Annotated in this window: 10 protein-coding genes; all 10 read left to right on the forward strand. The window is 32.0% G+C overall.

Annotated features, from left to right (window positions below; all coding sequences use genetic code 11):
• Window positions 1–8: 8 nt before the first annotated feature.
• The 10 genes from FOL89_RS00445 (at window position 9) to FOL89_RS00490 (ending at window position 11,766) form a co-directional block, all read left to right on the forward strand.
• On the forward strand, window positions 9–2,378 hold the full coding sequence (locus FOL89_RS00445) for a GumC family protein (RefSeq protein ID WP_228444831.1): 2,370 nt from the start codon (window positions 9–11) through the stop codon (window positions 2,376–2,378).
• Window positions 2,379–2,424: 46 nt separating this feature from the next.
• Window positions 2,425–3,732 (forward strand): nucleotide sugar dehydrogenase, encoded by a 1,308-nt coding sequence (locus FOL89_RS00450; RefSeq protein ID WP_144280881.1) that lies wholly within the window; start codon window positions 2,425–2,427, stop codon window positions 3,730–3,732.
• Window positions 3,733–3,848: 116 nt separating this feature from the next.
• Window positions 3,849–4,841 (forward strand): mannose-1-phosphate guanylyltransferase, encoded by a 993-nt coding sequence (locus tag FOL89_RS00455; RefSeq protein ID WP_144280882.1) that lies wholly within the window; start codon window positions 3,849–3,851, stop codon window positions 4,839–4,841.
• Between the two features lie 7 nt (window positions 4,842–4,848).
• Window positions 4,849–5,805, forward strand: a complete 957-nt coding sequence (locus tag FOL89_RS00460) for a GDP-L-fucose synthase family protein (protein ID WP_394344709.1) — start codon at window positions 4,849–4,851, stop codon at window positions 5,803–5,805.
• A 58-nt stretch (window positions 5,806–5,863) separates the two neighbouring features.
• Window positions 5,864–6,934: a GDP-mannose 4,6-dehydratase gene (gene gmd, locus FOL89_RS00465; protein WP_144280883.1), complete on the forward strand. Its 1,071-nt coding sequence runs from the start codon at window positions 5,864–5,866 to the stop codon at window positions 6,932–6,934.
• 113 nt (window positions 6,935–7,047) lie between these two features.
• Window positions 7,048–8,163 (forward strand): non-hydrolyzing UDP-N-acetylglucosamine 2-epimerase, encoded by a 1,116-nt coding sequence (gene wecB / locus FOL89_RS00470; RefSeq protein WP_144280884.1) that lies wholly within the window; start codon window positions 7,048–7,050, stop codon window positions 8,161–8,163.
• A gap of 115 nt (window positions 8,164–8,278) precedes the next feature.
• A complete protein-coding gene (locus tag FOL89_RS00475; protein ID WP_144280885.1) occupies window positions 8,279–8,854 on the forward strand; it encodes an acyltransferase in 576 nt (191 codons plus the stop codon).
• On the forward strand, window positions 8,854–10,152 hold the full coding sequence (locus tag FOL89_RS00480) for an oligosaccharide flippase family protein (protein WP_144280886.1): 1,299 nt from the start codon (window positions 8,854–8,856) through the stop codon (window positions 10,150–10,152). The genes FOL89_RS00475 and FOL89_RS00480 overlap by 1 nt, the downstream gene beginning before the upstream one ends.
• Window positions 10,153–10,218: 66 nt before the next feature.
• The gene (locus FOL89_RS00485; protein WP_144280887.1) at window positions 10,219–10,491 is read left to right on the forward strand and encodes an acyltransferase family protein; all 273 of its coding nucleotides are present in this window, start codon (window positions 10,219–10,221) and stop codon (window positions 10,489–10,491) included.
• A gap of 63 nt (window positions 10,492–10,554) precedes the next feature.
• Window positions 10,555–11,766, forward strand: coding sequence for a glycosyltransferase family 4 protein (locus FOL89_RS00490; protein ID WP_144280888.1), 1,212 nt, complete (start codon window positions 10,555–10,557; stop codon window positions 11,764–11,766).
• Window positions 11,767–11,768 lie beyond the last annotated feature (2 nt).

The following is an 11,768-nucleotide window of genomic DNA, read 5'->3' on the forward strand; positions in this document are numbered from 1 at the left end:
TATTTATTGTGGAGAATTATTTGCAGGAAGAAGAACAATCTTTAAACATCAGAGAGTTTATAAAACCTTATATTCATAGGTGGTATTGGTTTATTATTGGTGCAATAGTAGCTGTTGTTGTTGCGTGGTTTTTTCTAAGGTACAGTGTTTCTGTTTATGGTACGGAATCAACATTACTTATTAAAGAAGTCAAAAAATCCAGTGCGGGACAGCCGGATATGTCAGTTATTTCTGAACTTAGCGGTATTGGAGGTATGGGAACCAATTCTATCGACAACGAAATTGAAATTCTGAAGTCTAAAAAGCTCATGCTTTCCGTGGTGCGTGAATTGGGTTTGGAAACAAATATTTATTCTAAAGGAAATATAAAAGATGCTGAGCTCTATAAAGATTCTGCTCCTTTTATTGTAAGAACTATTACTGAAAATCCTAAAGGCAAATACCCGTCAAAACAAGTTACTGCAAAAATTAAAGGAAATAAAATTATCCTTGAATCAGAAAGTTTCAAAAAGAGTATTGAAGCTGATTTTAATAAATCAGTTGTTATGCCTTTTGGAGTTGTCATGTTTCAAAAAAATCCTAAGTTTGATTACATCAAGAAAAAAAACAGTGATACCTATCTGCTGCAGTTTATGTCTGGAATCAACAGAGCAAGATATTATCTGAGCATATTAAATGTAAGCCTTGTTCAGAAGGAAGCTACCGTTTTGAAAATTGCAATCAACTATCCTTTGTCTTCTAAATCTGAAGATATATTGGAACGTTTGGCCGTAAATTATAATCGTGAAGCTGTAAAAGATAAAAACTCTGAAGCTCAGAAAACAGCAGAATTTATTGATGATAGAATCAGGCTTATTGGTGAGGAGCTTGGAAAGGTAGAGTCTCAGAAAGAAGATTTTAAATACAGAAATAATATTGCTGATATTCAGACTGAGGCAGAAATGTCTTTAGAAACAGAAATGAGAGGAAGACAAAAGCAACTTGAAAATGAATCTCAGCTCGAATTAATCAACAGTCTTTTAAACTCAATCAACAGACAAGGATCCTATCAGGTTTTACCTTTGAATGTAGGTTTGTCAGATTCTAGTACTTCTTCAGATATAGCGATGTATAATCAATTGATAATTGAGAGAAACAGGCTGCTTGAAAATTCTACTTCTGCAAATCCGCTGGTTCAGGATGTTACAAGCCAGATCAATAGTATGAGAAGTTCTATCATACAGAGTCTTCAGAAGAGCAGATCAGCATTACAAATTTCAAGGAATGTCATTGCATCTGAACAAAGCAGATTATCCGGGAGAATTTCAAAAATTCCACAGCAGGAAAAATTATTCAGAAGTATAGAAAGACAGCAGAATATTAAAGAGCAATTATATCTTTTACTTTTACAAAAAAGAGAAGAAGCTGCAATTTCTCTGGCTATTGCAGCACCAAAAGCAAGAATTGTTGATGATCCGTTAACAAATCCTACACCGGTATCTCCTAAAAAACAGATCATTTATTTAGGAGCTTTAATCATAGGTTTACTTATTCCATTTGCTATTATTTATCTAATAGAATTGTTTAATAATAAAATAAAAACCAAAAACGATGTAGAAAAATTGATTGATGGCGCTACGGTAATTGGAGAGCTTCCTTCTTTAGAAAAAGGTGAACCGGAAATTGTGCAGCTCAATGATCTTTCGCCTTTAGCAGAAGCATTCAGGATTTTGATTACCAATATCAATTTTATGCTGCCTAAAAACAAAAAAGGAAATGTTATTTTTGTAACATCCACGGTAAAAGGAGAAGGGAAAACATTTACCTCTGTAAATCTGGCGCTTACTTTGGCTACACCAAGGAAAAAAGTGGTTATTATTGGATCTGATATCAGAAACCCGCAGCTACAAAGATACAATGAAAACAGGAGAGGGTTGATTGGTTTATCAGAATTTATGTATGATAACCAGATGGAAGCATCTGAAATTATTCATACCACTTCTTTTAATCCTCATTGTGATGTGATTTATTCAGGAGCCATTACGCCTAATCCAACTGAACTCTTGTCAAACGGCAGGTATCAGGAACTAATAGAAACTTTGAAACCAATGTATGACTATGTATTATTAGATACAGCACCGCTCATGTTGGTAACGGATTCTTTCCTGATTGCAGATGTAGCTGACGTTACGGTATATGTTACCAGGTCGGGTTATACAGAAAAAGAATTGTTAGGTTTTATCAACACACAAATCAAAGATAAAAAGATTAAAAATGTAGGTTTGGTTTTGAATGATGTGAATAAAATTCATAGTGGTTACGGCTATGGCTATAAATATGGTTATGGATACGGAGCAGAATCTAAAAAATCTTGGTGGAGCAGGCTATTCAAAAAATAAACTGCAATGCTTAAATAGTATTAACATATAGTCATTTTCCATAAATATGAAAAATCAGTTAAAAATTGCAATAATAGGTCTTGGTTATGTAGGGTTGCCTTTGGCGAGACTTTTTGCTACAAAATATCCTGTTATAGGATTTGATATTAATAAAGATAGAATTGCTGAACTACAAAGTGGAAAAGACTCTACTTTAGAAGTTGATGACCATCTACTGAGAGCGGTTCTTTTAGAAGAAAACCCTTTAAAAGAAAATGATGGAATAATCAATGGACTTTATTGCTCATGGGATATAAATGACATTTCTGAGGCTAATGTTTATATCATAACCGTTCCTACACCAGTAGATAAGCATAACCGTCCTGTGTTAGATCCTCTTTACAAATCAAGTGAAACTGTTGGATCGGTTTTATCAAATGGTGACATTGTTATTTATGAGTCAACGGTTTATCCGGGGGTAACCGAAGAAGAATGTGTGCCGGTTTTAGAAAAAGTTTCAGGTTTAAAGTTTAATCAGGATTTTTTTGTAGGTTATTCGCCGGAAAGAATTAATCCCGGAGATAAGGAACACACGGTTGAGAAAATTTTAAAAGTTACTTCAGGATCTACACCTGAAATTGGAAAAATTGTTGATGATCTTTATCAATCAGTAATTACTGCTGGAACACATTTAGCACCTACTATTAAAGTTGCTGAAGCCTCAAAAGTGATTGAAAATTCTCAACGTGATCTGAATATTGCTTTCATGAACGAGTTGGCTAAGATTTTTTCTTTAATGGATATTGATACCCATGACGTTTTAGAGGCGGCAGGAACTAAATGGAACTTTCTTAAATTTAAGCCAGGTCTGGTGGGAGGACATTGTATTGGAGTAGATCCTTTTTACCTTGCTCAAAAGGCACAGGAAATAGGATATTATTCTGAATTAATTTTAGCTGCAAGAAGATTAAATGATTCAATGGGAGCTTTTGTAGCATCTCAGGTTGTGAAACTGATGATTAATAATGATATTAGAATAAGAGGGGCGAAAATCCTAAACCTGGGAATTACCTTTAAAGAAAATTGTCCGGATATAAGAAATTCAAAAGCCATTGATGTCATTACTCATTTACAAGAATACGGAGCACAAGTGGTCACTTTTGATCCTTGGGCAAATGCTGATGAAGTCAAGCATGAATATAATATGAATTGTCTTTCAACGCTCCCTGAAAATGAAAAATATGATGCTATTGTTTTAACTGTATCTCATCAGGAATTTCTGCAGTTAGATCTAGAAAAGTTACTGAATGGTAATGGAGTGATATACGATGTAAAAGGAATTTTAAATAAAGAAATCATTAGCAGTCGTCTATAGTTTAGTCACCTTAAATGATTCATTTTATCTTTGTAAGATAAGTATCAATGGTCTGATTAATTTAGATGATCATAAAATTAAAACAATAAGTAATCCTTTTTGTTTTTTTAATTGGAATGAAAATATATAATATAATTTTATCGGGAGGTGTAGGAAGCAGGCTTTGGCCACTTTCGCGCAAGCAGCATCCTAAACAGTTCCTCAAATTATTTTCTGGTAAATCATTATTTGAATTAACCGCAGAGCGTAATCAAAAAGTTGTGGATCAAATTATGGTTGTAGGAAATACAGACCATATTGAATGGAGCAAACAGCTTTTAAAGGATATCTCACTTCCCAAAACTTTTATTACAGAAACTGTAGCCAGAAATACAACGGCTGCTATTGCATTTGCTGCTTTAGCCGTTGAGGCAGATGATATATTGATCGTTACTCCCTCTGATCATCTCATCCAAAACCAGGATGCTTATGAAACAGCAATAAAAGAAGCTATTGAATTAGCAAAAAAAGACTTTCTGGTCACTTTTGGTGTTGTTCCCTCGAAGCCTGAAACAGGGTATGGATATATTGAATATCAAGGCAAAGACGTTCTTTCTTTCAGAGAGAAGCCCAATACTGAAACAGCACAGGAATTTTTAGAAAGAGGAACTTTCCTTTGGAATTCCGGAATGTTTTGTTTTAAAGCGGGTGTGCTTTTAGAAGAGTTAAAAATCCATCAGCCAGAATTATTGGATAAGTGTAAAGCGGCATGGCATACATCAGTTGACCGTTGCTTAAATGCGGAAGCTTCACAGAAAATTCCTTCTATCAGTATCGATTATGCTGTAATGGAAAGATCAAGAAAAATTAAGGTAGTTTCTGCTCATTTTAGATGGAATGATTTAGGCTCTTTTGAATCATTGTATGATTATCTGCGCTCAACCGGTCATCCTGTAGATGAGAATGGAAATATGGTTGTTGGAACTGAAATTTTCACGGCTTTTGTTGGGCTAAAAAATTCAATTTTGGTACATACGCCTGATGCAATTCTTATTCTTCAGAAAGAGAAATCTCAGGATGTAAAGAAAATATATAATCAGCTGGAAAAATACCAATCCATTTTAAGATAGTAATCGTATGATTTCAAAAGATTCATTAATATATATTGCGGGACACAGAGGAATGGTAGGATCTGCTATCTGGAGACAGCTTTCAGCGAGAGGATATACCAACTTGTTAGGAATGACAAGTAAAGAATTAGACCTGAGAAGTCAGAGCGGAGTATTGAATTTTTTTGAAAAAAATAAGCCCTCTGTAGTGATTGATGCGGCAGCAAAGGTTGGAGGTATTTTAGCTAATAATTCTTATCCTTATCAATTTTTGATGGAAAACATGCAGATTCAGAATAATCTGATTGACGCATCATTAAAAATGAATATTGAAAAATTTATTTTTCTAGGCTCATCATGTATTTACCCAAAACTTGCACCGCAGCCACTTAAAGAAGAATATTTACTCACTGATTCTTTGGAGCCAACCAACGAATGGTATGCAGTAGCAAAGATTACCGGGATTAAAGCCGTAGAATCTATCCGAAAACAATTCGGGAAGGATTATGTATCTTTGATGCCGACCAATTTATATGGAACACATGATAATTTTGATTTGAACACTTCTCATGTGCTACCTGCCATGATAAGAAAATTTCATGAAGCGAAAGAAAATAACAACACACCGGTAATATTATGGGGATCCGGAACGCCAATGCGCGAGTTTCTTTTTGTGGATGATATGGCATCATCAGTTGTTTTCGCATTAGAAAACAAACTCCCGGAACATTTATATAATGTGGGAACAGGACAGGATTTAACGATTAAAGAACTAGCAGAATTAATTCAGAAAGTAACAGGTCATACCGGAGAAATCGTTTGGGATTCTGAGAAACCTGATGGTACTCCAAGAAAACTGATGGATGTCTCAAAAATGCATGAATTAGGATGGAAGCATACCATAGAACTTGAAGACGGAATTGCAAAAACCTATCAGTGGTTTTTACAAAATATCAACAATTTTAAAGAAGTAAAAATGAGGTAATAAATAGAGTTGAACAAATCAATTATCACTATCATTTTATAACAGATACATCTAAAAGATGAAAACAGCATTAATTACAGGAGTTACCGGACAGGACGGTTCATATTTAGCAGAGCTTTTACTGGAAAAAGGATATAAAGTTCACGGGATCAAAAGAAGAGCTTCTTCATTCAATACCCAAAGAATAGATCATTTATATCAGGATCAGCATGAGCAGAATGTGAATTTTACTTTGCATTATGGTGATTTGACTGATTCAACCAATATTATCAGAATTATTCAGGAAGTACAGCCTGATGAAATTTACAATTTAGGGGCGATGTCTCATGTAAAAGTATCATTCGATTCTCCTGAATATGTGGCGAATGTTGACGGAATTGGAACCTTAAGAATTCTTGAAGCTGTTAGGATTTTGGGTTTGGAAAAGAAAACAAGAATTTACCAGGCTTCAACCTCTGAATTGTATGGAGGCCTTCCCGAAAACAAAAATGCAGCGGGCTTTTATGACGAAAATTCTCCTTTCTATCCCCGTTCACCTTATGGAGCAGCAAAAATTTATGGTTTCTGGATTACCAAAAATTATCGCGAAGCTTATGGAATGTTTGCCTGTAACGGAATCTTGTTCAACCATGAATCTCCAAGAAGAGGAGAAACTTTTGTCACCCGTAAAATTACCATGGCAGTTGCTGCTATTGCCAAAGGCAAGCAGGAATGTTTGTATTTAGGAAATCTGAATGCACTTCGTGACTGGGGACACGCCAAAGATTATGTAGAAGCCATGTGGAGAATCCTTCAGCAGGAAAAGCCTGAAGATTATGTGATTGCGATGGGAGAAACCACTTCGGTAAGAGATTTTGTAAGAATGGCATTTAATGAAATTGGGGTAGAATTATCTTTTGAAGGTGAAAATGAAAGTGAAATTGCAAAAGTTAAAGCATGCAATAATCCTTTATATCAACTGGAAATTGGTAAAACGGTAGTTTCGGTAGATCCGGATTATTATAGGCCAACAGAAGTTGATCTTTTGATTGGTGATCCTACAAAAGCAAAAACTCAGCTGGGTTGGGAACCCCAATATGACCTTCAGGCTTTGGTAAGGGAGATGGTTGAAAGTGATTTGAGAATATAGTTTAAATTTTTCTGAAGGGTAAGTTATTATGATGAATTAAGTTAAACTTGTTCATGCATCAGACGATATAAGATAAAAAAAACATATAACTAAATACTTTAAAAAAATTAAAATTGAAAAAGAATCTAATTATATTTGGAACACGTCCCGAAGCTATTAAAATGGCCCCCTTGGTGAAAGAATTTCAAAAACATTCGGATTTTGAAACGAAAGTTTGCGTAACGGCACAGCACAGACAAATGCTGGATCAAGTACTTGATTTTTTTGAAATCACACCCGATTATGATTTAGATTTAATGAAACCAAATCAGAATTTATATTCTTTAACGGCAGATATTATTACCGAATTAAAATCTGTTTTAGAAGATTTTCAGCCGGATTTTGTGTATGTTCACGGCGATACAACAACAACAATGGCGGCAAGTATAGCCGGGTTTTATTGCGGTGCAAAAATATGTCATGTAGAAGCCGGTTTAAGAACAAATGACAAAAGATCTCCGTTTCCTGAAGAGATTAACCGTCAGGTTACAGGACGTATTGCAGATTATCATTTTTCACCTACTGAAAAATCAAAAAATAATCTTCTTGAAGAAAATGTCTCTGAGAAAAATATTTTGGTTACCGGCAATACGGTGATTGATGCTCTATTGGAAAGCTCTGAAAAAGTTTCTACAATTGAAAATGAAGAAATAGAACTGCTCAGGAAAATTGTTGATGCGAATAAAAAGCTTATTCTTGTTACGGGTCACAGAAGAGAAAATCACGGACAGGGGTTTATCAATATTTGTGAAGCATTAAAAGAGATTGCTTCTAAAAATTCTGATGTACAAATTATTTACCCAGTACATTTAAATCCCAATGTGCAAAAACCGGTTCACGAAATTTTATCGGGAATCGAAAATATTCAGCTGATAGATCCTTTGGCATATCCGGCTTTTGTTTGGTTGATGAATAAATCATACTTAATAATTACCGATAGTGGGGGTGTGCAAGAAGAAGCGCCAAGCTTAGGAAAACCGGTTTTGGTAATGAGAGATACTACAGAAAGACCAGAAGCAGTAGATGCAGGGACAGTAATTTTGGTGGGTACGGATAAACAAAAAATTGTTTCGGAATGTTTTAATTTATTAGAAAGCAAGGAAAAATATCAAAAAATGAGTAGTTTACACAATCCATATGGAGACGGAAAAGCATGTGAAAGAATAGTAAATTTTATTAAAAGTGTTTAAAAAACTTTTGTAAGGTGTTTTATAATAATCAATCACATATGAAAATTAAAAAGGTATTGAAATATAAGATTTATATTTTCTTAGAGTTTGAGGATTTTGAAATAATAAATTTGAGATGATTATTTTGAATAAAGTATATAATAAATTAGATTACTACTTAGATAAAATTTTTGAAATTTATTTAAAACTTATTTTTGGGGTACAAATCGGTAAGAATTGTAGGATTTCTAGAAAATGTTCAATAAGGTGTATTTATAAAAGTATTAAAATAGGGGACAATTGTATAGTAGAGCCATATGTAAGAATAAAAGCAATCCAAAACCATAATAAACGAGATAAAGTAATAAATATCAATTCTAATGTTTTTATAGGTTATGCCACAGTTATTGATAGTGGAAATTATATAGAAATAGGAAATTATACAATGATTGGTCCCCAAGTCTTTATTACGGACGTGGATCATAGGTTAGAGTTAAAAGATGTCCCAATTGCTTCACAAGGAAGTTTATTTGGTGAGACTATTATAAAAGAAAATGTCTGGATTGGTTCCCAAGTTCAAATTCTCAGAGGAAGTGTCATTCAAAAAAATTCAATAGTAGGAGCTAATTCTACTGTTTTATCTCAAATGGAAGAAGAGTCATTAATTGTAGGGATTCCGGCAAAAGTTAAGAAAACAATAGTACTTAAATAATGAATTTTTTACAAAAATCTTTTGTAACTGTTGTAGGAAAGTTTTTAGGAGCATTTTTAACATTGTTTATAAGTATCTTACTGGCACGAATCTTAGGAGTAGCAGATGTTGGTAAATATCAGCTTATGGTTACATCCCAAACTATGGCTATAACTTTTTTGGCAATGGGTTTTGGGAATGCTACGATATATATTGTAAATAATTTGAAAGAGAATAAAAGTAAAGTAGTATCTAATACATTTAAGTTCTATTCTATAATTAGTATTATTTTTACTTTTATATTTTTTTATATTTTATATATTAATACTGATTATTTTGGTAATTATTCTTATTTTCCTCTTTTCATATTTTCTTTAGGAGCTGGTTCCTTACTATTATATAATATACTTTTACCTATATTGTATATTGATTTAGACGTAATAAAACTCCAAATTCTATCAATTTTATCTTCTTTTTTGCTTTTAACAGGCTTGGTTTTATATTATTTTTTAGCGAGTCTAAATATTGATTTAGTTCTGTTTTTGGTAGGAATTAGCAACATCGTCTCATTGTTATTATTAATTTATTTTATCAGAAAGCAAATACGATTAGAAATAAAATTAGACTTTGTTTTATTACGGAAAATTTTTATTTATGGTATTAAAATATCATCTACAAATTTAGTTTTTATTTTTTCGTCAAATGTTGTTGTTTTCCTATTAAAACATTTTAATACTAATGGATTTGAAGATATCGGATTATATTCTCGAGCGACTGCTATCATAAATATTTTTACAATGCTACCAAGCAGTATTGGACCTTTAATTTATTCTAAATGGGCTTCGTCCAAAATTAATGTTTTGCATATTCAGGTAGAAAAAACAATACGAATATTGACTTTTCTGTCATTTATTTGTTTTATACTTGTACTGTTGGGCGGGGATTTTGTAATTACTTTTTTATACGGAAAAGAATTTATAATGGCAAAAGGTGCTTTATTAATCTTGTGTGGAAGTATTGTTTTTACATCAATTATTTTAGTATTAACTAATTTATTTTCCAGTATAGGTAAGCCTATGGTAACTTTATTGACATTTACAATATCATTAATTATAACATTTTTATTTTCATCAATATTAATTCCTATATACGGTATTGAAGGAGCCGCATTTTCTGTTTTGATAGGAGCTATTTATAATGCAATACATTTATTAATTGTAACAAAAAAAGTAATTTCTATAAATCTGATAAAGTCGTTTATAATAAGAAAAACAGATATTGAAGAAATTAAACATTTACTTAAATTCAAAAAAATATAATTCGTTTTTGTACAAACTAATGTACAAATTAAAGAGAAATAAAAATATTATTAGCATATTTATAAAATGAAGTCTATAAAACCGATAAAATATTTTGAAAATCTTGATGCATTACGAGGTGTGACCTGCTTATCTGTAGTTTTTTTTCATTTGCCAGCTTTTTTGAATGGTAATAATTCTATAATAAGCATTTTACAAGGATTTAATTGGCAAGGAGGAAAACTGGGAGTGTTTTTCTTTATGACTTTAAGTGGATTTTTAATTACTTATTTATTGCTTTCTAAAAATTATTTACAATCGAGGATTAATTACATATTTATTGAGCTTCTTAAGTTATAATTACTTTGAATCTCCATTTTTAAAATGGAAATCAAAATTTAAACCTAAAAATAATTAGAAATTATGGATAAGAAAAATATAGGTATTGTCACAACTTGGTTTGAAAGAGGAGCAGCATATGTTTCTAAACAATATATGGAAATATTGCAACAAGAACATAATGTTTTTATATATGCACGATCCGGCGAATCTTATGCCATAGGAAATCCTGCTTGGGATTTACCTAATGTCTATTGGTCTAAAAAAATAAATTCTCCATTCGTCGTTACAGTAATCGATAAGAAAGAATTTGTAAGATGGATAAAAAGAAATAAAATAGAAATTATTTTATTTAATGAGCAACATTGGTGGCCTCCATTAATATGGTGTAAAGAGCTAGGTATAAAAACTATTGCATATATTGATTATTATACCGAAGAAACGCTCCCCTTATTTAATAGTTATGATTTATTAATCTGTAATACAAAAAAGCACTTTGAGGCTTTTAAATGGCATAAAGGTGCAAGGTATATACCTTGGGGAACAGATTTAAACTTATTTAAGCCAAAATCAAATTATACAGAACCAAAAAAAGATATAACATTTTTCCACTCTTGTGGGATGAATCCTTTAAGAAAAGGAACGGATTTGTTGTTAAAATGTATTCCATTAATACAAAATGATACATTTAAAGTAATTATTCATACTCAAACTGATTTGCGAATATTTTTTCCTGATCTACACAGTCTCATTGATAATTTGATAAGTTCAAAAAAACTTGAAATTATACAAGAAACAATTAATGCTCCGGGATTATATCATCTGGGGGATGTGTATGTATATCCCTCTCGATTAGAAGGTATAGGATTAACTGTAGCAGAAGCTATTGCTTGTGGCTTACCAATAATAACTCCTGATTGTGGCCCAATGAACGAGTTTGTAAAAAAAGGAATTAGCGATACAGTAAGAGTAGAGAAATACTTCAGTCGTCATGATGGTTATTATTGGCCTCAAAATGAAGTAGATATATTCGATTTGTCAGATAAAATGTCTTGTTTTATTAAAAATAAACAAAATATTACTGAAATTAAAAAACAAAGTAGAGAGTATGCTGTTGAAAATTTAGACTGGTATAAAAATGCAAAAAAATTATTGCTTATTGTCAACGATAAAAATGAAGAGAAACGTGATATGACTGCAAAGATTAAAGCATTTGAAAATAAAGGGATAAAAAAATATAATAAATATTATTTAATGTTTCCTGTTTTATTTGATAAATTATTAATTAAAATGTAATG

The sequence above is a fragment of the Chryseobacterium echinoideorum genome, from assembly GCF_007474535.1.
Lineage (GTDB): Bacteria > Bacteroidota > Bacteroidia > Flavobacteriales > Weeksellaceae > Chryseobacterium > Chryseobacterium echinoideorum.

What these genes read in the sequence shown, in the direction of transcription:
- FOL89_RS00450 (WP_144280881.1), top strand. Translation starts at nt 2,425, where the DNA reads ATGAAAAATCAGTTAAAAATTGCAATAATAGGTCTTGGTTATGTAGGG.
- FOL89_RS00455 (WP_144280882.1), top strand. Translation starts at nt 3,849, where the DNA reads ATGAAAATATATAATATAATTTTATCGGGAGGTGTAGGAAGCAGGCTT.
- FOL89_RS00460 (WP_394344709.1), top strand. Translation starts at nt 4,849, where the DNA reads ATGATTTCAAAAGATTCATTAATATATATTGCGGGACACAGAGGAATG.
- gmd (WP_144280883.1), top strand. Translation starts at nt 5,864, where the DNA reads ATGAAAACAGCATTAATTACAGGAGTTACCGGACAGGACGGTTCATAT.
- FOL89_RS00475 (WP_144280885.1), top strand. Translation starts at nt 8,279, where the DNA reads ATGATTATTTTGAATAAAGTATATAATAAATTAGATTACTACTTAGAT.
- FOL89_RS00480 (WP_144280886.1), top strand. Translation starts at nt 8,854, where the DNA reads ATGAATTTTTTACAAAAATCTTTTGTAACTGTTGTAGGAAAGTTTTTA.
- FOL89_RS00485 (WP_144280887.1), top strand. Translation starts at nt 10,219, where the DNA reads ATGAAGTCTATAAAACCGATAAAATATTTTGAAAATCTTGATGCATTA.
- FOL89_RS00490 (WP_144280888.1), top strand. Translation starts at nt 10,555, where the DNA reads ATGGATAAGAAAAATATAGGTATTGTCACAACTTGGTTTGAAAGAGGA.